Annotated in this window: 25 protein-coding genes and 1 pseudogene; 19 read left to right on the top strand and 7 right to left on the bottom strand. The window is 63.0% G+C overall.

Going from position 1 to position 22,423, the window contains the following annotated elements; translation table 11 throughout:
• Positions 1-127: 127 nt before the first annotated feature.
• Positions 128-1,960 (bottom strand): hypothetical protein, encoded by a 1,833-nt coding sequence (locus NKJ08_RS10210; RefSeq protein WP_352781707.1) that lies wholly within the window; start codon positions 1,958-1,960, stop codon positions 128-130.
• A gap of 159 nt (positions 1,961-2,119) precedes the next feature.
• Here NKJ08_RS10210 and NKJ08_RS10215 point away from each other — a divergent pair, with 159 nt between their 5' ends.
• From NKJ08_RS10215 to NKJ08_RS10260, 10 genes and pseudogenes are all read left to right on the top strand, one after another.
• A complete protein-coding gene (locus NKJ08_RS10215; protein ID WP_352527122.1) occupies positions 2,120-3,223 on the top strand; it encodes an inositol-3-phosphate synthase in 1,104 nt (367 codons plus the stop codon).
• Positions 3,220-3,816 carry a histidine phosphatase family protein gene (locus NKJ08_RS10220; protein ID WP_352776455.1) on the top strand — a complete coding sequence of 199 codons (597 nt, stop codon included), beginning with the start codon at positions 3,220-3,222 and terminating at the stop codon, positions 3,814-3,816. Before NKJ08_RS10215 ends, NKJ08_RS10220 begins: the two co-directional genes overlap by 4 nt.
• Before the next feature lie 14 nt (positions 3,817-3,830).
• Complete coding sequence (locus NKJ08_RS10225; RefSeq protein WP_352776454.1) at positions 3,831-4,934, top strand: CgeB family protein; 1,104 nt, start codon at positions 3,831-3,833, stop codon at positions 4,932-4,934.
• The gene (locus NKJ08_RS10230; protein ID WP_352527119.1) at positions 4,934-5,734 is read left to right on the top strand and encodes a nucleotidyltransferase family protein; all 801 of its coding nucleotides are present in this window, start codon (positions 4,934-4,936) and stop codon (positions 5,732-5,734) included. The genes NKJ08_RS10225 and NKJ08_RS10230 overlap by 1 nt, the downstream gene beginning before the upstream one ends.
• A 2-nt stretch (positions 5,735-5,736) precedes the next feature.
• On the top strand, positions 5,737-6,498 hold the full coding sequence (locus tag NKJ08_RS10235; RefSeq protein WP_352527118.1) for a TIGR04290 family methyltransferase: 762 nt from the start codon (positions 5,737-5,739) through the stop codon (positions 6,496-6,498).
• Positions 6,491-7,423 (top strand): glycoside hydrolase 5 family protein, encoded by a 933-nt coding sequence (locus NKJ08_RS10240; protein ID WP_352527117.1) that lies wholly within the window; start codon positions 6,491-6,493, stop codon positions 7,421-7,423. The genes NKJ08_RS10235 and NKJ08_RS10240 overlap by 8 nt, the downstream gene beginning before the upstream one ends.
• A gap of 20 nt (positions 7,424-7,443) precedes the next feature.
• Complete coding sequence (locus NKJ08_RS10245; protein WP_352527116.1) at positions 7,444-8,508, top strand: glycosyltransferase family 4 protein; 1,065 nt, start codon at positions 7,444-7,446, stop codon at positions 8,506-8,508.
• Between the two features lie 6 nt (positions 8,509-8,514).
• Positions 8,515-9,504 (top strand): GNAT family N-acetyltransferase, encoded by a 990-nt coding sequence (locus tag NKJ08_RS10250; RefSeq protein WP_352527115.1) that lies wholly within the window; start codon positions 8,515-8,517, stop codon positions 9,502-9,504.
• A 158-nt stretch (positions 9,505-9,662) separates the two neighbouring features.
• Positions 9,663-10,268: pseudogene (locus NKJ08_RS10255) on the top strand (class I SAM-dependent methyltransferase); the annotation flags it as partial.
• A 222-nt stretch (positions 10,269-10,490) separates the two neighbouring features.
• Complete coding sequence (locus NKJ08_RS10260) at positions 10,491-10,709, top strand: hypothetical protein (protein WP_352527202.1); 219 nt, start codon at positions 10,491-10,493, stop codon at positions 10,707-10,709.
• 189 nt (positions 10,710-10,898) lie between these two features.
• On the opposite strand, the gene NKJ08_RS10265 is transcribed toward NKJ08_RS10260, so the two are convergent.
• Together NKJ08_RS10265 and NKJ08_RS10270 are read right to left on the bottom strand one after the other, a co-directional pair.
• Positions 10,899-11,027 (bottom strand): hypothetical protein, encoded by a 129-nt coding sequence (locus NKJ08_RS10265; protein WP_352527114.1) that lies wholly within the window; start codon positions 11,025-11,027, stop codon positions 10,899-10,901.
• Between the two features lie 50 nt (positions 11,028-11,077).
• Positions 11,078-11,662: a sigma-70 family RNA polymerase sigma factor gene (locus tag NKJ08_RS10270; protein ID WP_502896056.1), complete on the bottom strand. Its 585-nt coding sequence runs from the start codon at positions 11,660-11,662 to the stop codon at positions 11,078-11,080.
• Positions 11,663-11,952: 290 nt separating this feature from the next.
• Between NKJ08_RS10270 and NKJ08_RS10275 the strand changes: the two genes are divergently transcribed.
• From NKJ08_RS10275 to NKJ08_RS10285, 3 genes are all read left to right on the top strand, one after another.
• Positions 11,953-12,156, top strand: coding sequence for a hypothetical protein (locus NKJ08_RS10275; protein ID WP_352488465.1), 204 nt, complete (start codon positions 11,953-11,955; stop codon positions 12,154-12,156).
• 127 nt (positions 12,157-12,283) lie between these two features.
• The gene (locus NKJ08_RS10280) at positions 12,284-12,577 is read left to right on the top strand and encodes a DUF982 domain-containing protein (protein ID WP_352527113.1); all 294 of its coding nucleotides are present in this window, start codon (positions 12,284-12,286) and stop codon (positions 12,575-12,577) included.
• 70 nt (positions 12,578-12,647) lie between these two features.
• Entirely contained in the window at positions 12,648-12,947 is a 300-nt protein-coding gene (locus tag NKJ08_RS10285) for a DUF982 domain-containing protein (protein WP_352781708.1), read from the top strand.
• A 29-nt stretch (positions 12,948-12,976) separates the two neighbouring features.
• Here NKJ08_RS10285 and NKJ08_RS10290 read toward each other — a convergent pair whose 3' ends face one another.
• From NKJ08_RS10290 to NKJ08_RS10305, 4 genes are all read right to left on the bottom strand, one after another.
• Complete coding sequence (locus NKJ08_RS10290) at positions 12,977-13,393, bottom strand: hypothetical protein (RefSeq protein ID WP_352527111.1); 417 nt, start codon at positions 13,391-13,393, stop codon at positions 12,977-12,979.
• Positions 13,394-13,559: 166 nt separating this feature from the next.
• A complete protein-coding gene (locus NKJ08_RS10295) occupies positions 13,560-14,147 on the bottom strand; it encodes a LysE family translocator (protein WP_352527110.1) in 588 nt (195 codons plus the stop codon).
• Between the two features lie 50 nt (positions 14,148-14,197).
• Positions 14,198-14,356: a hypothetical protein gene (locus NKJ08_RS10300; RefSeq protein WP_352781709.1), complete on the bottom strand. Its 159-nt coding sequence runs from the start codon at positions 14,354-14,356 to the stop codon at positions 14,198-14,200.
• A gap of 112 nt (positions 14,357-14,468) precedes the next feature.
• Complete coding sequence (locus NKJ08_RS10305) at positions 14,469-15,299, bottom strand: SIR2 family NAD-dependent protein deacylase (protein WP_352527108.1); 831 nt, start codon at positions 15,297-15,299, stop codon at positions 14,469-14,471.
• 327 nt (positions 15,300-15,626) lie between these two features.
• Between NKJ08_RS10305 and NKJ08_RS10310 the strand changes: the two genes are divergently transcribed.
• From NKJ08_RS10310 to NKJ08_RS10335, 6 genes are read left to right on the top strand one after another with little or no spacing between them, the layout of a single operon-like run.
• Positions 15,627-17,420 carry a methanol/ethanol family PQQ-dependent dehydrogenase gene (locus NKJ08_RS10310; protein WP_502904208.1) on the top strand — a complete coding sequence of 598 codons (1,794 nt, stop codon included), beginning with the start codon at positions 15,627-15,629 and terminating at the stop codon, positions 17,418-17,420.
• Complete coding sequence (locus NKJ08_RS10315) at positions 17,401-18,270, top strand: substrate-binding domain-containing protein (RefSeq protein ID WP_352527106.1); 870 nt, start codon at positions 17,401-17,403, stop codon at positions 18,268-18,270. The genes NKJ08_RS10310 and NKJ08_RS10315 overlap by 20 nt, the downstream gene beginning before the upstream one ends.
• A complete protein-coding gene (locus NKJ08_RS10320; RefSeq protein WP_352781710.1) occupies positions 18,267-18,800 on the top strand; it encodes a c-type cytochrome in 534 nt (177 codons plus the stop codon). Before NKJ08_RS10315 ends, NKJ08_RS10320 begins: the two co-directional genes overlap by 4 nt.
• Complete coding sequence (gene coxB / locus NKJ08_RS10325) at positions 18,797-19,813, top strand: cytochrome c oxidase subunit II (RefSeq protein ID WP_352527104.1); 1,017 nt, start codon at positions 18,797-18,799, stop codon at positions 19,811-19,813. The genes NKJ08_RS10320 and coxB overlap by 4 nt, the downstream gene beginning before the upstream one ends.
• Positions 19,810-21,786, top strand: coding sequence for a cytochrome c oxidase subunit I (gene ctaD / locus NKJ08_RS10330; RefSeq protein ID WP_352527103.1), 1,977 nt, complete (start codon positions 19,810-19,812; stop codon positions 21,784-21,786). The genes coxB and ctaD overlap by 4 nt, the downstream gene beginning before the upstream one ends.
• Entirely contained in the window at positions 21,783-22,388 is a 606-nt protein-coding gene (locus tag NKJ08_RS10335; protein WP_352527102.1) for a cytochrome c oxidase subunit 3, read from the top strand. Before ctaD ends, NKJ08_RS10335 begins: the two co-directional genes overlap by 4 nt.
• The last annotated feature ends 35 nt before the right edge of the window (positions 22,389-22,423 follow it).

The following is a 22,423-nucleotide window of genomic DNA, read 5'->3' on the forward strand; positions in this document are numbered from 1 at the left end:
GATTTGTGCATCCGAAGCGATCCGCCAAAGACATCGAGCAAATGGCCGCAAGGGAGACGGCTGCCTTCCTGCGGCGGGCTTCCATCACCTATCTGGAATGCTGCGTGAGCCTGATGATGACGCATCTTCAGCGCGAAGAGGTAGTCGCCATCCTCGAAAAGGAAGCGGATATGCTGCGCCGACTGGACTGATCCTGCTCAAGCGGCCGCAGGTCCCGTAGGCTATCCAGGAAACGAAGCAGCGCTGCAGTGTAGCGCCCCGCCGCGGCCGCCAGCCGGTCGTGTTCCCGACCGTCGCCAGATCGTTCAGCCATGCTCCACAAGCCAAACTGGAAGGCAAGATAGCAGGGCTCGTAGTACTCGACCAAATTGGCGTCGACGAAACGAGAGGCTCTCGCCTCGACAGCTTTGCAAAGCGCCGCAGTCGCCGCGTCGGGGAGGCTGTACTCGACACGGGCGCCGGCAATGTCCCAGGCGATGTCCTGGCAACCGATCAGCTCGTGCGATCGGCAATGGTCGAGGGCGTCCGTCTTGACCAGCCTTCCACCGGGCGAAAGGATGAACTCCCACGGATGAAGCCGCCCGTCGATCTCGACCCGCTGCATGTTCTTGGGTGGAGCCTGCTTCGAGAACCAGTTCCGCAACTCCGCCGCACGGCTTTCCCCCAGCGCCTCGCTTGTATTCTGCACCGCCATGTCGGCAAGCGCCTCCAGCGAGGCACCCGGCTCGGAGGCGGGCAGATTGGCTGCGCGCCAGGCGAGATAGCGCGCGAGATGAGCGACCACTTTTTCCTTCGAAAGCCTTGCACGGTCCAGCGTTTTACCGCCGACCCAGCGTTCTACGAGAAAGCCATGGCACAGCCCGGCGACTTCCGGAGCAAAGCCTTCGTCATGCAGCCTCCTTGCAGTCTCGGCCTTGTGCATTCCGATTTCGCCGAGGCCGACGAATTTGACCGACCATTTTTCCCGGCCTGCAGAAGCGAGGAACTTCCGCCGCTCGAAGCCGCGGTGAACGGGTGGCCAATGATCCTGCGAGCCGTAGTGCAGGCGACGCCACTCTCCGCCGGATGTTTCCGTCAGGCTGACCGCTGTGCTGCCGATCGTCCGGGCTACCCAGTCCCGCAGCGTCGGGACAGCGGATCCAGCTAGGAAAGTACGTTCGAAGTCGGCGGTGTGTTTCTGGCAGCGCATCCATGCCTCGCGACTGTCCGCCGAAGCCTCGGGACCCGGGCCACTTGAATGGCTTGGGAACAGATGGATGCGTCCGGCATCGATGCCTAGCCCTTGCAGCCATGCGACGACGGCGTGGAACGAGCTGCCGGACAGGCCCGGGCCTTCATCGACGACAGCGAAGCGGGCCAACGGCTTCGTCCTCCAGCCGCTGATCAGCTCCGGATCGGCGGCAAGCCGCCTGCGAAACGGGTGACCGGTCGGACGGACGCTGACGGGTGCCGGTGTGTCGATGGCTGCAGCCACCATCGCTGCCAGCCCTAGGCCGATGCTGCGGATGCCAATCACGCATGTGTTCGCATCGAGACCCGACTGCCGCGCGGCGACGAAATAGCTCTCCGGATAGAGCGCATAATGGGCGTAGCCTTCAGCCGTGCCGGTCAGGATTTCGCCATCGCAATCGAGTTCGGCCATCATCCGCGGCACGTCCGCACCGACCGGGCCGTCGATTGCAAATCCGGCCTCGCACGATCTACCCACGTCCCGGGCCAAGCCGACCAAGAGATTTGCGCCCGCGATCCGCTGTGGGGAATTCCTGTCCGTGCCGTTGGCTTCGAATTCAGCATCGGCAAGGCCCTGGACCAGTTCCGAGAGCTTGATGAACAGGCCGACCAGGGCTGCGTGGCGTTCGATCCCGCTTGGCATGTCCGCAATGTGCTCGGCCGCTTCGCAGGCCGAGCCGCGAAGATATTGCGCGCTCTCCATTTGCTTGTGGTCGCCATAGACGATCATTGTCCCATCCCGGTTGGCCTTGCCCCCCGCTGCACAACTCGGCGAGCGCTACTTTGATCCACCGTCGGTTGCACGATTTTTGCAGCCGGCAAGGAACAATCCGGGAGGCAGGCGGTTTGGCACGAAGAACTTACCTTCAACAGCATAGGCAGCGGTTTCGTGGGATCGAAGAAAGTTCGGATCGGTATAGTCGGCGTCGGCAACTGCGCCTCCTCCCTTGTTCAGGGCATCACCTATTACCGCGACGCAAGGAGCAATGAGCCCATACCCGGGCTGATGCATGCCGATCTTGGCGGCTATCATGTCAAGGACATCGAAGTGGTCTGCGCTTTCGACGTCGCCAGGGGCAAGGTCGGACGCGATGTGGCGGAGGCGATCTACAGCGCGCCCAACAATACTTTCCGCTTTGCCAATGTGGCGGCTACCGGTGTTCGCATCGAACGCGGGCCGACGCTGGACGGCATCGGCAAATATTTGCGCGACGAGATCGAGGAGGCCGACGAGCCGGTCGCCAACATCAGCAAGATCCTCGCCGAAAGCGGCGCCGATGTCCTGGTGTCCTATCTGCCTGTCGGTTCTGAGGAGGCAACGCGCTTTTATGCCGAGTGTGCGCTCGAGGCGGGCTGCGCCTTCGTCAACTGCATACCGGTCTTTATCGCCTCGCGGCCGGAGTGGCGCCGGCGCTTCGAACAGCATGGCTTGCCGCTGATCGGCGACGACATCAAGAGCCAGGTCGGTGCGACGATCGTCCACCGGCTACTCGCCAACCTGTTTCGCGAGCGCGGGGTGCGTATCGACCGCACCTACCAGCTCAATTTCGGCGGCAACACCGACTTCCTCAACATGCTGGAGCGCGAGCGGCTGGAATCGAAGAAGATCTCGAAGACGCAATCCGTCACCAGCCAGATCGACGTTCCTCTGGAGCCCGGCAACATTCACGTCGGGCCGAGCGACCACGTTCCGTGGCTGACCGACCGCAAGTGGGCCTATATCCGGGTCGAAGGCACGACCTTCGGCGGCGTGCCGCTGAGCGCCGAACTCAAGCTGGAAGTGTGGGATTCACCCAACTCGGCCGGGGTCGTGATCGATGCGGTGCGTTGCGCCAAGCTGGCGCTCGACCGCGGCATCGCGGGCGCTCTGACCGGTCCCTGCAGCTATTTCATGAAATCGCCGCCCGAGCAGTTCACCGACGCAGAAGCCCGCCTGCGCACGCTCTCTTTCATCGCCGGTAAGGACGAGCCGATGCTCGATGCCGCGGAATGACGACGACGTTTTTTCTGGTCCGCCACGCCGCGCACGATAATGTCGGCTGTTATCTTGCGGGACGAATGGCTGGCGTGTGCCTCGGCGAAGCCGGCAGGGCACAGGCCTCGCATCTGGCTGACCGCATGGCACGCGAGGCGATAGCGGCAATCTTCTGCAGCCCGCGCGAACGCACGCGCGAGACAGCAAATCCGATCGCAATCGCCTGCAATGCCGGTGAAATCGCGATCCATGAGGAACTCGATGAGGTCGACTTCGGCACCTGGTCGGGAAAGACCTTCGAGGAACTGAACCAGGACGCCGACTGGCGGGCGTGGAACGACCAGCGTCAGCAGGCGAGAACGCCGAGCGGCGAGACCATGCTGGACGTGCAGCAACGCGTCGTCTCGTTGATCGAGGAGGTTCGCGGCCCATACCAGAACCAGTGCGTTGCACTGGTCAGCCATGCCGACGTCATCAAGGCCGCCGTGTGCAACGTGCTCGGCCTGTCGCTGGGAGACTGCTTTCGCTTCGATATCGACCCAGCGTCGATCACCACGGTTGTTTGGGGAGACTGGGGGTCGAAGCTGATCAGACTCAATGAAGCTGCCTGACGAGGAATTGCCGGATGCGCATGGTCATTTTCGGTCTTACCGTGACATCGTCGTGGGGCAACGGGCACGCCACGCTGTGGCGCGGATTGATCCGGGCGATGGCCGGGCTGGGCTGGTCCATCACCTTCTTCGAACGCAACACTCCCTATTACGCCGGGACGCGCGACCTCGACCAGCTGGATGGCGGCAGCATTGTCCTTTATCCGGACTGGGAGGACATCCAGCGCGTTGCCGAGCAGGCGATGAATGAGGCCGATGTCGTCATTGTCACCTCCTATTGCCCTGATGCCGTGAGCGCCTCGCGCCTTGCCCACCAAGCCTGTCGCGGACTGAAGGTGTTCTACGATCTGGACACGCCGGTGACGCTGGCCCGGATCGAACAAGGTGCGCCTCCGGCCTATTTCGGGCCGGAAGGGCTTCGCGATTTCGATCTCGTGCTGAGCTACACGGGAGGCACCGCCATCGACGCATTGAAGTCGATGCTGGGTGCACGCCGCGTCATGCCGCTCTACGGCCATGTCGATCCAGAGCGACACCGCCCGGCCCCGCCCAGGCCAGAGTTCGGCGGCGACCTGTCCTATCTCGGAACCTATGCAGCAGACCGCCAGGCCGGGGTCGAAAGGCTGCTGGTCAGCCCGGCCGCGCGCCTGCCGGAGCGCCGTTTCGTCATTGGCGGTGCACAATATCCGCAAGAATTCCCGTGGAGCGACAATATTTTCTTCGTCCGTCACCTGCCGCCCGCCGACCACCCGGCCTTCTTTTCATCATCGCGGCTGACCCTGAACGTGACCCGCGAGGCGATGGCCGAAAGGGGCTGGTGCCCATCCGGCCGGCTGTTCGAGGCTGCCGCTTGCGGCGCTGCGATGGTGAGCGACACATGGCCGGGATTGGACGCCTTTTTCCGGCCCGGCGAGGAGATCGTCGTGGCGAACAGCACTGACGACGTGGTCGCCGCGCTCGACCTGTCCGACGCCGAGCTTGATGCGATCCGGCGCCGTGCGCGGGAGCGGGTGCTGGACGAACACACCTCGGCACGGCGGGCGAAGGAATTCGATCGCATCCTGTCCGATTCACTGCAAGGCTCCACGCTTGGCGAGCCGTTGAAGGAGGCAGTTTGATGTTGGGCATCGTGCCCGCAGCCGGACGGGGAAGCCGCATCCAGCCGCTCGGCTTTTCGAAGGAACTTCTGCCGGTCGGCAGCCGCATCGACGGCAACACCGAGCGGCCTTGCGCGGTCAGCGAATATCTGGTGCGCCGCATGGTGCGCGCGGGGGCCGACAAGATCTGCTTCGTCATCGGTTCGGGTAAGTCGGATATCCTCGAATATTATTCTGCCGGCTATGCCGATGCGGCTGCGCTGTTTGTGGTGCAGCCCTCTCCAGTCGGCCTTTGCGACGCCATCTTTCGCGCCGCACCGCTGGTCGCACCGGACGAGACCGTTCTGGTCGGGCTGCCCGATACGATCTGGTTTCCCGAAGACGGCTTCTTGGCCCTTCCGGACGATGGCCTGTCCTTTCTGCTGTTTCCGGTGGACCAGCCGGAATTCTTCGATGCCGTCGTTGTCGACCAGGACAGCCGGGTGAAGCAAATCCAGGTCAAGCAGCAGAATGCCGCGTCGAACTGGATCTGGGGTGCGTTCAAGATGCCCGGCCGCACCCTTCACCGGCTTGCCGCGCTATGGCGGGAACGGGACCGGTGCGATGAATATATCGGCACGCTGGTCAACGCCTATTTGGCCGCGGGGGGTGAAGCCTATGGCGTCAAGGCCGGCACCGCCTATGTCGATGTCGGCACCTTCAACGGCTATCGCACGGCACTTCGGCTGCTTGAAAGCAGAGCCGGGAGCAAGGACGACCAAGCCGCCGTGACGCTGCCCGGCCACCAGCACGTCCCTATCCTCGCAGGCGAAGGAGGCTAGCCATGCTGCATTCCGATGCCGAAATCCGCCGCCGTATCGATGCGCTCGGCCCATGGTTCCACAATATGGAGCTGGCCGGCATCGAAACCGCTCCCGACCATTTCCTTGGTAACTATCCGCTGATCAAATGGCGCAAATTCGCCGACGCCATCCCCGCCAATCTTTCCGGCAAAGCGGTACTCGACATAGGCTGCAATGCGGGCTTCTACTCGATCGAGATGAAACGGCGCGGCGCCGGCCGCGTGCTTGGCATCGACTTCGATGAGGCTTATCTGGCGCAGGCCCGCTTTGCCGCCGAGGTAGCGGACTGCGACATCGAATTCCAGCAGCTCTCGGTCTACGACGTCGGCGCCTTGCGCGAGCGGTTCGACATCGTGCTGTTCATGGGGGTGCTCTACCATTTGCGCCATCCCTTGCTCGCTCTCGATCTGATCCGGAAGCACGTCGCCGACGACCTGATGATCTTCCAGTCGATGCAGCGCGGCAGCACCGACGTGCCGGCACTCGAGCAGAATTATCATTTCTGGACCCACGACCTGTTCGACCGGCCGGAGTTCCCAAAGCTGCATTTCATCGAGCATCGTTACGCCGACGACCCGACCAACTGGTGGATTCCCAATCGCGCCTGCACCGAAGCCATGCTGCGCAGCGCCGGCTTCGAGATCGTGCTGCATCCGGAGCAGGAGGTCTATTTCTGCCGCACCGCCGACATACCGGCCGGTGGCGGCGCCGTCTACCCGTCGAAAGGACAGATAAATGATTGAAGCCGCGATGATCTGGAACGAGCCCAATAACAAATCCCACTGGGATCCCGAGCTCGACCCCGACTGGAGCCGCTTCGCCAATATGGCAATTCTGGCCGCCGACGCGATCGCCTCGGAGAATCCGGCCTTGACCAAGGTGCTTGGCGGCATCTCGCCGATCGATGCTGGCTTCATGACACGGATGAAGGAATTCGGCGTGCTCGATCATGTCGACGCGGTCGCCGTGCACGGCTTTCCGCTCGACTGGAACCTCTGGCAGATCCACGCATGGCCACAGAAGATCGGCGAGATTTCGGCTGTCACCGATCTTCCGGTATGGGTCAGCGAGGTCGGCGTGTCGACCTTCGGCGCCGAGGAGGTACAGGTCTGGGGCCTGCGCCGGACTGCGGAGCTGCTGATCGGCAACGCGCCACGCATCCAATGGTACAGCCTCTACGACCTGCCGCGAGAATGGGAAGCGACGACGCGCCATCGCGAGGCGGAAGGCTCTTCCTACTACCGCCATTTCTACATGGGCCTGCTGCGCCAGGACGGTACGCCAAAGCCGGCGCTCGAGGAATTCCTGCATCACGCGCCGGCAATGGGACTGGTGCAGTGGTTCCATTTCGAAGATCACCGGCTGGATGACGCCGTCGCCTGGATGAAACGGCTCGGCGTCACCAATCTGCGTACCGGGCTTTCCTGGGCCGACAGTTTCAGGCCCAACGCACTTGACTGGTTCGACCGGCAGATGGAGGCATTGGCCGACTTCGACGTGACGGTCACCTTCTGCTTCACGCCGGAACACTGCGGAATGATGCCGCACCACGCCAGTCCGCCGCTGGTGCCGGAGGAATTCGCCGAGTTCTGCGCGGCAATGACGCGCCGTTATGCCAGCAGCATCGCTGCCCCTTCCGCCGGCAGGCAGCGCGCCTCCGCAGCGTGAGGAGCTTCGGCTCGCCAGCCATGACGCTCACCGTCCTCAACGTCGCCTATCCCCTCGCCCCGGTCGGGCCGGATGCGGTCGGCGGCGCCGAGCAGGTGCTGTCGATGCTCGACCAGGCGCTCGTACAGGCCGGACACCGTTCGATCGTGATCGGCTGCCAGGGCTCGAGCGCTGCGGGCACTCTCATCGAGACGCCGGCGGAACCGGGCGTGCTCGATGAAGCGGCGAAGCGTCGGGCGCAGCGTGGGCATCGCGCTGCAATCGCCAGCGCACGGGCTCGCTGGCCGATCGACGTGGTTCATTTGCACGGCATCGATTTTGATGCCTATCTGCCAGGCGACGGGCCGACATTGGTGACCTTGCATTTGCCGCTCGACTGGTATCCGGCCGACGCTCTCAATCCGGCGCGGAACGATCTGTGGCTGCATGCGGTATCGGCGGCTCAGCAACGAACCGCGCCACCGGGCGCCAGGCTGATCGAACCGATCCCCAACGGGGTGGACATCGATGCGTTGAGTGAACGGCAGGCCAAACGCGACTTTGCGCTCGTGCTCAGCCGCGTCTGCCCGGAAAAGGGCATCCATCTGGCGCTGGACGCGGCCCAAAAAGCCGGTGTGCCGTTGGTCATCGGCGGCAAAGTCTACCCCTACGAAACCCACACCGCGTATTTTCGCGACGAGGTCGAGCCGCGGCTGGACGACCGGCGCCGCTTCCTCGGTCCGCTTGGCTTCGTCGCCAAGCGGCGCTTGCTCAACGCGGCCCGCTGCCTGCTCATCCCGAGCCTTGCCGCGGAAACCAGTTCGCTCGTCGCCATGGAGGCACTCGCCTGCGGGACCCCCGTGGTGGCCTTCCCGAATGGCGCACTGCCCGATGTGGTCGAGCATGGCAAGACCGGGTATCTCGTCGGGGGTGTCGACGATATGGCGGAAGCCATCGTTGCAGCATCCGGCCTGAATCCCGAGACGTGCCGGGCCGAGGCGCGCCGGCGCTTTTCACTCGACCGCATGGTTTCTTCCTACATGGACGCCTACCACGCGCTGGCACGGCTTGGCACGAACAGCGGACAGCTCGCGGCGACGAAGTGAACGGACATGTTCCGCAGCGAGATCATCGACGATCCGGCGGGCCTCGAAGCCCTCGAACCGCACTGGTGGGAGCTCTGGTCGCGCAGTCCTTCGGCGACGCCGTTCCAGTCGCCCGCATGGCTGGTGCCGTGGTGGCGGACATTCGCTCCCGGTGAGCTTGCGACGGTCGCTGTCTGGCGTGGCGATGATCTGGTCGGCCTGGCGCCGCTCTATCTGGAACACCAGGAAGCCGGCGCGCGATTGCTTCCGCTCGGGATTTCGTTGAGCGACTATCTGGACGTCCTTTGTCTTCCCGAGATCGCCGAACCGGTCGCCGCCGCCATCGCCGGCGCGGTTCTTTCCGTCGATTGGTCGCAATGGATCTTGCAGGACCTGCCGGCCGGCGGCGCCGGCCTCGCCATCAGGCATGCCGGGCTCGAAACGAGCCAGGCTGTCGGCCACGCCGCTTGCCCGGTGCTTTCCATTGGTGGTGACGAGACGCTTCAAAGCTGCGTTCCGGCGCGGCGAAGACGCCAACTGCGCCGCGCCCACAGAGCCGCTTCGAGACGTGGCCGGGTGTCCATCGAACGCGCACTGTCCGACCCACAGACATTCCTCGATCATTTGATCCGCCTTCACCGCGCGCGCTGGGCCGCACACGGCGACGGTGTCCTGTCCGACGGCCGCGTGGAAGCATTCCACCGTAAGGCGCTGCCGCAGTTGGCTGCTCAGGCGCTTGCCCGATGCTGGCTTGTCGCCATTGGTGGCGCGATCGTGGGCGCCTATTACGGATTCCATCATCACGGCCGCTCCTATGCCTATCTCGGTGGCTTCGATCCGGCCTACGCCGAGGAAAGTCCCGGCGCGTTGCTCATTGGCCAAGCGGTAAGGCAGGCGGTCTGCGAAGGCGCGGAAGAGTTCGATTTTCTGCGCGGACAAGAAGCCTACAAATACAGCTGGGGCGCCGTCGACCGGTGGACCATGCGCAAGATCTGGACGCGGAGCGCGGCGCGATGAGCGCGACCCAGTTGAGATCCGAGCAGTCGATTTCAGCAAGGCTGGTGCTGGAGGACTGCATGGCGGACGGTGCTTGTGTCGAAGCCGTCATCGCCAGGCTGGCACTCCGTTTCGAGACAGGAATCGATGCTGCAGATTTGGCTGAGCTTGCGCTAAATATGCACTCGGCCGATCCGCGAAAGACGGCAAAACTGCAACGGATTGCCGACCTGCTTCAGCGTAGGCCCGAGATCTTCGCCACGCTGCGCAAAACGGGTGCTGCCGTTCGGCACGAACGCGGTGAGGGAGAGACGGACGATGCGGTCGTCAAGCGGCTGGCAGCCGGGTTTGACGCGGCGGCGGCGATTTCCCCGGCGGCGAGCGTCCAGCTGTCGTCGCTGGGCGATGAGGAAAAACTCGCGGCCGCGACGGCTGAGATCGGCGCATGGCTGGAGAGGCGAGGCTTTACCGGCACCGAACGCGACATACTCGATATCGGCTGTGGTATCGGTCGTTTCGAACGCGCGCTCTCCCCTCTATCGCGCCGGATCGTCGGCATCGACATATCCCCGGCGATGATCTCGATCGCCCGGCGGCGATGCACCGGGCTCGGCAATGTAGAATTCCGCCCTACCCAGGGTTTCGATCTTGCCGATTTCGGCAATGCCAGCTTCGACCGCGTGCTGGCCGTCGACAGCTTTCCCTATCTGGTGCTGGCTGGCCTCGCGGAACGGCATTTCGTGGAAATCGCGCGCGTGCTGAAGAGGCCGGGCATGGCCGTGCTTTTGAATTATTCATATCGCGGATCGCCGGCGCTGGATCGCGCCGATGTTCATGACTTCGCTAATGCGAATGGCATGCAAGTCCTCGTCGGCGGCGAAAGGCCGTTCCGGCACTGGGATGGCGATGCCTTCCTGCTTACGATTTCCAGCGGAACATTGCGGCCCAACGCTGGTTCGGATGCCGAACGGGAAAAGCCGCTATTCGACAGTATGAAGGAGGACAAGATGGCGTCCGGCAGCAAGAAGCACATCGGTCGCGGCAGTCACGGCAAAGGCGCTGGCGCTGGCGCAATGACCGATCTTCCCAAGGATAAGATCGGGGAGAACACTGTTCTGTCCAACAGAGACAAGAAGCAGCACACCAAGGAGCGCGGGCTCGACGGTAATAGGGTCAAATCCGAGCAGTACCAGGATCATTCGGCGGATCGGCGGCCTGAAGACTGATCGTTGCGGCCGCATGTGGGCTTGCAGCCGGTGAGCAATTGGCAGGCGGCGAGAGCCCAACCGCCGACGAAGCTGTGCAAGGATCGAAGCCGTTCGCACGGATGGCGTGCAAATTCTTGCAAAGTCGCACTGCTGCCACCAGAGTGAGGTGAAGGGACCAACATTTGCCAAGAGAACGCGATGTCTCGCTCAAGGGAAGATTCCGTCAACACGCGTGCCGATCTGACGATAGACCGGGAAATTGCTTCCTTGCTTGCGGCCATCGAGCAGGAAAAGGTTCCTGACCGGCTGACCAAACTTGCGATCGAATTGCAGCATGCGCTTGTCGAAAGGCGCTTGCGCGAAACCAGTAACTAGCGTGACATGTATTAGCGGCGCCTCTCGGCTTCGAAGTCCAGTTGTCCTTCGGACAGATAGCTGCGCCGTTCCATCAGGGTTTGCGAGGAGCTTTCGCCAAGGTATTCCAGCACGCCGGCGCGTGCGCGGTTGAGCCGGCTTTTCACGGTTCCCACCGCGCAACCGCATATTTCGGCCGTTTCCTCATAGCTGACGCCCAGCACGCCTATCAGCATCAGGACCTCGCGCTGGTGCTCGGGAAGGCTCTGGATGGCTTGGTGAACTTCCTTGCCTTGGACAGACCATTCCTGCGTCGCTTCCGAGATCGGCCGCAGGGAAGCGCAGTCGAGCAGGCCGGGCGCTTCCCGCACGGCGGCTCTGACACGCGTGTAGTAAGTGTTCCGCATGATGGTGAAAAGCCATGACTTCATGCGCGTTCCAGCCTCGAACTTGTCGATGTTGGCCAGTCCCTTGGTCAGCGTCTCCTGGACCAGGTCGTCGGCATCATCGGGAGTGCGGCAGAAGGTACGCGCGAAAGCCCTTAAAGCGGGTATGAGATGGACGATGGAAACTTCTTCGGTTTCGCGGTTCGCCAAGGCGTAGGCTGTGGAAGGCAATGGTCCAGCTCCCGTCCAGAATGAGTTCGTGAGCGCAGACCAGTTAAATGCATTGGGCGAAAGATCGTTCCGGTTGGCGAAAATCACCCGGCTCCAGAAACCGGCTTGGCTGGGCAATCCAGCCGGCAGCGATATTCTTGACGGAACAACCACCGGCATCGCGGAGTTCGAATCGAGGTCGTCCGATAATCCGGGGCGCCGCCATTGGCACGTCAAAGCGCGATCTCGCAGCGGGCCTTGGCCCGCCACCCTCAAGGACAGCCCGCCACCTCAAAAAACAGGAGGAATCCATGACAGGAAACAAGCACGCCAAAGGCAAAACGCCGGCCGACAGCGACCTTGCCAACGATCCCGGCATCGGCAGTTCCAAGGGAACGATCAAGGAGGGCGACCGGCTCGATCAGGGCAACAACACGTTCGAAGGCGATGTCGAGAACGACACCACGCCTCAAGGCGGTATCAATCCCCGGCAAAAGATGCGGACCAACAAGTGACGCCAGGACCGGCCGGCGCACGATCGAACAAACCCGCTGCAACCCGTGCAGCAATCCCGCGTTAAAGGGCATCGGCCTCGTGTCCGCCTCGAGCGTTGACGCGACAGGCTCTTTCGCGGAGACACAGATGGCAAAAAAATCGTTTGGCCGCCCCGTTCCAATTCTCGTCGGCCTTGGTTTCCCTCGCCATGTCGAAAATATCTGGCAGGCCTATGACGTCTTAAACGAATGGCCGAGCCGCGGCCCGGCGCACAAGGCGGCGTTCGACGCCTGTCGCGCCGGGCTGGCTGACGAGGTCGATGCCGAGACGGTGCGCGCGGCGTTCGAAGCATTCGCCCGCAAGGCGGGCATTCTGGCGCACGATGTCGTCGCCGAAATACCGGCAGGCACCAATCCCACTGAGGTCTGCGATGTCGGCTAAAATGCCCTGCAGGCCATGTGACCCGCTGAGGCTAATTTATATCAAGGGTGGTTAAATCGGGAGGACCGCCATGCTGGAGATAAAGTTCGATGCTCCGGTTTGCATCTACTTCGGCAAGCCGGGACGATCGCGAATGGTCAGCTCCGTTTTCGAGGCCTCTTACTGCCTCAAAAGCGAGAAATGGCCTGCCCGCAATGCCCCGTTGTCGCTGATGGCGGCAGATGCATTGGATGGCGCCCAGATCGGCCAGATTACGGCAGCGGAAGCCCGCGAAGCATTTATCGACGCGGCTTTGGAAGCGAACATTCTTGTCGAAGGCGAGCCGCATGACGCGCATGCCCCGGCAGCCTTCGTGCCGGACGGCGGGTGAACCGGCAGGCTGCCTCCCCGCAGTGCCGTTCATCGCGAATGGCCGGCGTCCTCGGCCTTTTTCTCCCGCTGCTGCCTGAGGACCTCGTCGGTTCCGACCAGCTTCTTCGATCCGCCGGGGATCGCGGTGGAAACAACAGCCGGCGGGTCGCTTGCGGGGAAAGAATCCTCCAGACCCGCCTGCAGCTGGTCTTCCAGCGTCTGCGGCTCTTCCGACCGGCCAGGGGTCCTTCGGGTGTCTACGTTCTCCAGCGGCTGTTTCGTGTCCGGTGAAGACTTGACCTCTCGAATCCAGCCATAGAGCTGTTCGATGGCAAATTCCCTCATCGCATCAAAATCGGCCTTTTCGTCACGCGATGCCTCGATTTGGTCGACCATCGTCTTCTCGAACCGGTCGAGGCTCTCGCTTCCACAGGCCTGGCTGAGACGCACCAGCGCATCGCGCAATATGAGCGGCGCAAAGTGCGCTGTCGCCTCGAGCCTGAGCTGCTGCAAACGCTCCGGGGTAGCGGCTTGGAACTTCGACATGCTCGACCTCTTCGCCTTGTGGAGCATGTCAACGAAAATTGTCGGCGGATGTTCCATGACCGAGGGCCGGTGGATCGCTCGATCCTCAGCGGTGCGCGCCACCGATTGCCATGCGGATACCGAGACCGACGACGAAGCAGCCTGCCACGCGCTGCTGCCAGAGCCTTACCTTCGGTCGTCTCATGGTCCAGGCCCCGAGCGTACCGGATGCGAGCGCATATGTGCCCAGCACCAGCACACCGGTCATCTTTTGGGTGCCGCCGAGCAGCAGCAATTGCAGTGTGACCGATCCGCGCGCGGGATCGACGAACTGTGGAAGGAAAGCCACCATGAAGGTTATTGGCCAGGGATTTACCAGATTGGCGATCATCCCTTCGCGCGCTGCCGCGAGCGGCTCAACGGCCCTAGGCTCCTCGAGGGCCACGCCGGCCGACGGCGACAATACCAGACGTGATCCAAGCCAAACCAGATAGGCTGCACCCACCCAGCGAAGCATGGCAAAGGCAAGGGGCGATGCCTGGAGCAGCGACGATATGCCGAGGGCAAGGAGCGGCAACTGGACCATGCCGGCGCCGAGGGTCATTCCCAGGACGGTGAACAGGGCAACCTCACGGCCCTGCCCGATGCCACGCGCCATCACCAGCAGACTGTCAGGCCCCGGCGGCATCTGCATCAGGATGACCGTCCCAAGAAAGGCCGCCCACGAGGCGGGACTCTATGCCGCTACTTCGCCCCGGTTTCGTAAGATGCCTTCGCGCCATCCTTGAACCGACCGGCATCTTGCATCATCTTGAGCGCTTCGTCCCTGGTCAGGCCGCACCTGCGGGCAAAGAAATTGATCTCGTAGGCCTGCTCGGCCGACAGGCCATGTTTGGTATGCATTCTTCGCTTGTGTTTGCGTCCGCTCATACAGGCTGGATCCCCGTGAGACTTAGCCTCCCCAACTCACTTCGGGCCAGCCGGTTCCCCACAGCTTCGTCACTGCGCAGGCTTTTCAGGCGCCGTCGGGCCGGCCGATGCTGTCCTTGAGTTCGTTCAGGAATGCGAGCAGCGCGTCCTCAGGATCGTCGGCCTCTTCGGTCAGCATATCGATTCCCCAGCGGCCGAGGACAGCCTCCTGGACGATGCTCGGCTGCGACATGAAGATGAAGGATTTCGGGCGATTCTTCTCGTAACCCGACCGCCGCCAGGTCTGCCAAAGCCTATGCAGCAGCAGACGGATGTTCATATCGGACATGCTGTAGCCGATGAACAGGATAGTACGCCCAAGCGCGTCGGCGCGAAACTTCACGTCGAGCGGCGAATCGAATGAAAGCCGGTCGAAATAGTCGGTCTCCGCCAGGACCAGCGATTTGTCGTCGTCGAAATCGCCGTGGAATTTGATGATCTGGGTGACCTCGCCGGTCGTCTTGGGCAAGTCCTTTGCATTGGCCACTTTCACAAAGGGCCGGCCATGTATCTCGAAGGCAACCTCGAGGTTGCGATCATAATTGGTGGTGTAGATGATCGGAAAATCGAGCGACACGATAAGCTTGTGGATCGCCGAACCCCGCACTTTTTCCCGCGACACGCTCCATTCGCGATCCATCCACCTGCGCAACGAGCCGAGGCTCCCCTGCTTCAGCCGGTAATATTCGGCAAGGGCCTGATAGCTGGCCTCCGGTGCGCCGGTCGTGTCGTCATCGAGACCGAGCTCGTTTTGCATGTGCTCGATGAGCTTTTGCCAGGACGGCAAGCCGACGCTCATCGACACCCCGGCTCCAACGAACAAGATCGCTCGCCGCTCTTTCACCGATTGAGCCAGTTGCTCGACTGCAGACAGCATTCGACACAACTGCGAAAAGCGCCGCTCCGTTCCAGCCGAACCCGGACCGCCGCGGGAGCAGTTTTATTTCCGACTTGAATACGAACACTCGGATCGGCTGTCCCGACCGCCCGGCCGTCGACTTTGGCCAACCGAATCCGACATTTATTTCATTCCATTGGCACTTCTGCGCCGCTCACGCGTTGGAGAGTGTTCAACAAACACGGCGCCGCTGCAGCTAATGGAGCTCGGCGCCAACGTCGGCAGCTCGACATGCAAATGAGGCAAGCGCGACTGGTGGCGGCGAGAATTAGGCCTGGCAAAGCGGGAAAGAGGCCAATGGCGGCGATGCTGGGTTGGACGCTGCTGGCAGGGTTTGCGCTGATCGCCGCGGCGGTTGCTCAGCCCGCATCAGGCCCTGCGATAAATCCGCCGGCCGCAGCTGCTCCGCCCGACGACGGCCAGTGGACGATGCCGGCTAAGAACTATGCCTCGACCCGCTACAGCGAACTTGCGGAGATCACTGAGGACAACGTCAAGAACCTGCAGGTGGCCTTCACCTTCTCGACCGGCGTCAACAAGGGTCACGAGGCCGCGCCGCTGGTCATCGGCAACACCATGTACATCGTGACGCCGTTTCCCAACATCCTCTACGCGCTTGACCTTACCAAGCCTGGCGCGCCGATGAAGTGGAAGTTCGAGCCCAATCCCGAGCCCGCGGCGCAGGGCGTTGCCTGTTGCGACGTGGTCAACCGCGGCGCGGCCTTCTTCGACGGGCGCATCTATTTCAACACGCTTGACGGCCACGCCATCGCCGTCGATGCGGCCACCGGCAAGCCGGTCTGGAACACCCATATCGGCAACATCAATATCGGCGAGACCATCACCATGGCGCCGCTGGTGGTGAAGGGCAAGGTGCTGGTCGGCAATTCCGGCGGCGAAATGGGCGTGCGCGGCTGGATCAAGGCCCTCGACGCCGGCGACGGGCACGTCGTCTGGACGGCCTACAACACCGGCCCCGACGCCGAGGTGCTGATCGGCCCCGATTTCAAGCCGCATTACGATATGGACAGGGGCAAGGATCTCGGCGTGACCTCGTGGCCGCCCGACGCCTGGAAGATCGGCGGCGGCAATGTGTGGGGCTGGATCTCCTATGACCCGGATCTGAACCTGATCTTCCACGGCACCGGAAATCCCGGCCCGTGGAATCCGGATCTGCGACCCGGCGACAACAAATGGACCGCCGGCGTCTTTGCCCGCGATCCCGATACCGGCGCGGCCAAATGGTTCTATCAATGGACCCCGCATGACCTGCACGATTATGACGGCATCAACGAACAGGTGCTGCTCGACATGACTTGGCAGGGCAAGCCCCGCAAGGTGCTCGTGCGGCCGGAACGCAACGGCTACGTCTACCTGTTGGATCGCACGACCGGCGAGGTCTTGTCGGCGGTGCCGTTCGGGCCGGTCAATTCCAGCAAGGGGGTCGATCTCAAGACCGGCCGGCTGATTGCAAATCCGGACAAAAAGACCGGCACCGGCAAGGTGGTGCGCGACATCTGCCCGACCGCATCAGGCCTGAAGGATTGGCAGCCCTCGGCGTTCTCGCCCAAGACCGGCCTGCTCTATATCCCGCACAACAACCTGTGCATGGACGAAGAAGGCGTCGAGGTGAATTACATCGCCGGCACACCCTATGTCGGCATGAATGTGCGCATGATCCCCGGGCCGGGCGGCAATCGCGGTGCATTCACCGCCTGGGATGTCGCTGCCGCCAAGCCGGCATGGAGCCTGAAGGAGGATTTTCCGGTGTGGAGCGGCGCCGTCGCCACCGCCGGCAATGTCGTGTTCTACGGCACCATGGAAGGCTGGTTCAAGGCGGTCAGCGCCAGGACCGGCGAACTGCTTTGGCAGTTCAAGACGTCGTCCGGCATCATTGGCCAGCCGATCACCTATCGCGGCCCGGACGGGCACCAATATGTCGCGATCCTTTCGGGCGTCGGCGGCTGGGCCGGCGCGATCGTGTCCGGCGATCTCGACCCGCGCGACGCCACCGCTGCGCTCGGCTTTGTCAACGTCATGAAGGATCTGAAGGATGTAACCACGCCGGGAGGTACGCTGTATGTGTTCCGGCTGCCTTGAGAGGATCGACCGCGTTGCGCGCCCACGGCGAAAGCGTTCCCGGCACCTTGCCGCCGCGATCGGCGCACTGGCGCTCTCGCTTGTCGCCACCCTTGCCGATGCGCGCGAGCTGAGGGTCTGCGCCGATCCCAACAACATGCCATTCTCCAATGCCGCCAGAGAGGGCTTTGAAAACAAGATTGCCGAACTCGTCGCCAGCGAGCTTGGTGCGACGGTTTCCTACACCTGGTGGGCACAGCGCCGTGGCTTCGTCCGCAACACACTGAAAGCCGGCCTGTGCGATCTGGTGCCCGGCACGCCCGCCAATCTCGAGATGCTGCGCACCACCGCGCCCTACTACCGGTCTTCCTACGTGTTCGTGACACGCGAGGATGCGCCGGAAATTACGTCCTTCAACGATCCTCGCCTGCGCGATCTGCATGTCGGCGTCCAGCTGATCGGCGACGACGGCGCCAACTCGCCGCCCGTCCAGGCGCTGGGGCGCCGCGGCATTGTCGGCCATCTCATCGGTTTCCCGGTCTATGGCGACTATTCAGCGCCGAACCCGCCGGCGCGCATCATCGAGGCGGTCGCCAATGGCGACATCGATATGGCCGTCGTCTGGGGACCGTTGGCCGGCTACTTCGCCGCCAGGCAAAAAGTGCCGTTGCGGATTACGCCGGTTGCGCCGCGCATCGACGGCCCGCTGCTGCCGATGATCTACGACATCTCGATGGGCGTGCGCCGCCAGGACGATGCGCTGCGCAGCGAAGTAGACGCCGCTCTCGCCAAGCACCGCGCCGAAATCGGTGCAATCCTGGCGGAATATGGCGTGCCCCGCTTGGACATCACCGGGACAGCAGCGCGATGAACCGCGGCCTTCCATGCTTGCTGTCGGCAATGCTCGTCCTTGTCGCTTGCCAGCGCGAGAAACGCGATACGCGTCCACAGTCGGCGCTTGGCTCGGGTGACCAACCGGCAGCCGTCACAGCCCTTGAACCGGGCGGCCAGCGGCCGGCCGCGTCCGACGACAAGGCCGGCGTGTTCGAGGCCAATGCCTTCCACCTCAGCGAGGGCAAGCGCCTGTTCAACTGGTTTAACTGTTCCGGCTGCCACGCCAATGGCGGTGGCGGCATGGGCCCGGCCCTCATGGACCAGAAGTGGCTCTATGGCAGCTCGATCGAAAGCATCCACGCCACGATCAGGGACGGCCGGCCAAACGGCATGCCGAGCTTTCGCAACAAGATCCCGGATGACCAGATCTGGGAGCTTGCCGCCTTCGTCCGCGCGCTGAGCGGCAACGCACCGAAGTCCGCTGCGCCGGGCCGCGACGACGACATGATGCCCCATCCATCCGAAAATCGCCTGCCGCATGCCGCGACGCTGGGAAAGTCGCCGTGAACCGCCTTGTCTGCAAGGTGTGCTGCTGCACAACCTGCACGCTGCTCCTTGCAGGGTGCAGCGGCTGGCAATCCGCGCTCGACCCAAAAGGCCCGGCCGCGGGCGAGCTCGCATGGCTGATCTGGTTCTTCACCGCGCTTTGCACGGTGGTCTGGCTTCTGGTGATGGCCGTGCTGATCATGCCATTGGCCCGGCGCCCGGCTCCGCTCGGCGATCCGCTTGTCCTTGATCCCGCCGCCGAGCGCCGCAAGATGCGAATTGTCGTCGCCGCACTCGCCGCTACTGCCCTGATCCTGGTCGGCCTGACGCTGCTGAGCTACTTCGCCAACCGGACGCTCGCCGCCATCGGCTCGGATGCGGCGCTGACGATCCGGGTGACCGGGCATCAATGGTGGTGGGAGGTGCGCTACGAAAACGATCAGCCGAACCGCATCCTGACGACAGCCAATGAAATCCACATCCCGGCGGGCGAGCCGGTGCGGCTTGTAGTGACTTCGACCGACGTCATCCATTCCTTCTGGGTGCCGAACCTCTCGGGCAAGCTGGACCTCATTCCAGGCCACGAGAACATTCTCGATCTGAAGGCGGACAAGCCCGGCGTCTATCGTGGCCAGTGCGCCGAGTTCTGCGGTGCGCAGCACGCCAATATGAGCACCTTCATCGTCGCCGAACCCCGGCCTGTTTTCGACGCCTGGCTGAACGATCAGCTGCGGCCGGCCATCGCTCCTGCCTCGGCCGAGGCGAAAGCCGGCCATGACCTGTTCCTCAAACGGCCCTGCGTGATGTGCCACAAGATCGGCGGCACCATCGCCGGCGGCACGGTCGCCCCCAACCTCACCCATATCGCGAGCCGGCAAACGCTCGCCGCCGGGACGCTGACGATGAGCCGTGGCAATCTCGCAGCCTGGATAGCCGATCCGCAGGGGATCAAGCCAGGTGCCCACATGCCCGTGGTGGGACTGAACGGCGACGAGCTGAATGCGATCGTCGCCTATCTCGAGGGCCTGAAATGAGCAGCGCCAACCTGGCCCATGAGCGTCACCTCGCCCAGCAACGCGAGGCGGCACAAAAGGGTGACCTGGCTCCCGAGCGCGACGGTCCTCGCGATACCGGTCTCGACGACGCCAGCCTTGACCGCTGGCTGGCGCGGACATGGCAGACGACGCCGGGCATCATCGGTGCGCTGTCGAGCGTCGACCACAAGATCGTCGCGCGGCGCTATTTGATCACCGCTTTCGTGTTCCTGTGCCTCGGCGGCCTCAGCGCCGTTGCCATGCGCATCCAACTGTCGGGGCCGGAGCGGGGACTGATCGGGCCCGACCGCTACAACCAGCTGTTCACGATGCATGGCGTGACCATGATGTTCCTGTTTGCGGTGCCGATCGTGCAGGCGACCGGCATCTACCTCGTGCCGCTGATGGTCGGCACCCGCAACATCGCCTTTCCGCGCCTGAATGCGTTCAGCTTCTGGATCTATCTCTCGGGAGGCCTCTTCGCCTGGGTGTCGTTTGCACTCGACATGGCGCCCGACGTCGGCTGGTTCTCCTACGTGCCGCTATCGGGCCCCGAATTCGGGCCAGGCAAGCGCTCCGACGTGTGGGCGCAGATGATCACCTACACCGAAGTGTCGTCGTTGGCGGTCGCCGTCGCCACCATCGTTACCGTGCTGAAGCAACGCGCGCCGGGCATGTCGCTGGACAGGATTCCGCTCTACGTATGGGCGATGCTGGTCACCTCATTCGTGATCGTGTTCGCCATGCCGGCGGTCATGATCACGTCGACGTTCCTGATCCTCGACCGGCTGGTCGGCACCCATATTTTCAATCCCGCGGAGGGCGGCGACGTACTGCTCTTCCAGCACCTGTTCTGGTTCTTCGGCCACCCCGAAGTCTACATAATATTTCTCCCGGCAACCGGCATCGTGTCCTCGATCATCGCCGCTTTCGCCCGGCGTCCGGTATTCGGCTATCTGGGCATGGTTCTGTCCTTGATTGCGGTCGGATTCCTGTCGTTCGGACTGTGGGTTCATCACATGTTCGCAACCGGCCTGCCGAAGCTCGGCGCGAGCTTCTTCACCGCATCGAGCATGATGATCGCCATTCCGAACGGACTGCAGATCTTCTGCTGGCTGGCGACGTTGTGGGACGGAAGGCCGATAGTCAGGACGCCGCTGCTGTTCGTGTTCGGCTTCTTCTTCACGTTCGTCGCGGGCGGCCTGACCGGCGTGATGCTGGCGTCGGTGCCATTGGACCTGCAAGTGCACGACACCTACTTCGTGGTCGCGCACTTCCACTACGTTCTGATCGGCGGCTCGGTGTTCCCATTACTGGGCGCGACCTATTTCTGGTTCCCCAAGATAACCGGCCGGATGATGAGCGAACGTCTCGGACGCTGGCACTTCTGGCTCGCCTTCATCGGCTTCAATGCAGCGTTCTTCCCGATGCACATTGTCGGCCTGTGGGGCATGCCGCGCCGCGTCTACACCTACCCGGTGGAGCTCGGCTGGGGCAACATCAACCTGTTCATCACAGCCGGGGCGGTCATCCTGTTTGTGAGCTTCGTGCTGTTCACCGTAAATCTGGTGCACAGCGCCTTGAGAGGTGACCCGGCCGGCGACAATCCCTGGCATGCGGGCACGCTGGAATGGGCGACGGCGTCTCCGCCGCCGAGCTATAATTTCGCTCGGATTCCGGTGGTTACGCACTCCGAGCCGCTCTGGGCCGAACGCGATACGCTGCCCGTAGCGATCGGGCTTCGCGTCGACGTGCGCGAACTTGTTATTTCGACGGTGGCAGAGGCGCATCCCGATGTGCGCGAGACGTCGGTGACGCCATCGATCTGGCCATTGTTCGCCGCGCTCGCGATCGGCGCAACCTTTCTTTATTCGATCTTCAGCCCGTGGGCGGTGGTCTGGGGAGCCGGGCCGATCGCCATCACTCTGATCGGCTGGTTCTGGCCAAAAGGCGACCCGGAGGATGAGGAATGAAACAGCGCCTTGCCGCCGATCTTTCCAAACTCCCGACCTTCGGGCTCGGACCACGCAGCCCGACCTGGTGGGGCACTCTCGCCTTCATGGCACTGGAGGGCACTGGGTTCGCGCTCGCCGCAGGCGCCTATCTTTACCTTGCGTATCTGTCGCCCGAATGGCCGCCAGGCGTGCCGCCGCCCAACCATTGGCCAGGCACCATCGTCACGCTGTTGCTGCTCGCCAGCGTGGTGCCTAACCACATACTGAACCGCTATGCCGAAGCCTGTGCGATGGTGCCGGTTCGCATCGGCCTGGTGGTGATGTCGGTGCTCGGCATCGCACCGCTTGTCGTGCGCTGGTTCGAGTTTCCGGCCCTCAACATCTATTGGGATGCCAACGCCTACGGCTCGATGCTGTGGGTCCTGCTCGGCCTTCACACCACACACCTGATCACCGATGTCGGCGACACGCTGGTGCTGACGGTCCTGATGTTCACGCGCCATGGCTACAGCGGTCGACGTTTCGGCGATGTGGGCGACAACGTCTTCTACTGGGATTTCGTGGTCGCGACCTGGATCCCGATCTATCTGTTGATCTACTGGACACCGAGGCTTGGTTGAAATGCGCGCGGTTCGGTATGGAACTTCATGGGGTG

Source organism: Mesorhizobium sp. M0244, assembly GCF_040321795.1.
Taxonomy (GTDB): domain Bacteria; phylum Pseudomonadota; class Alphaproteobacteria; order Rhizobiales; family Rhizobiaceae; genus Mesorhizobium.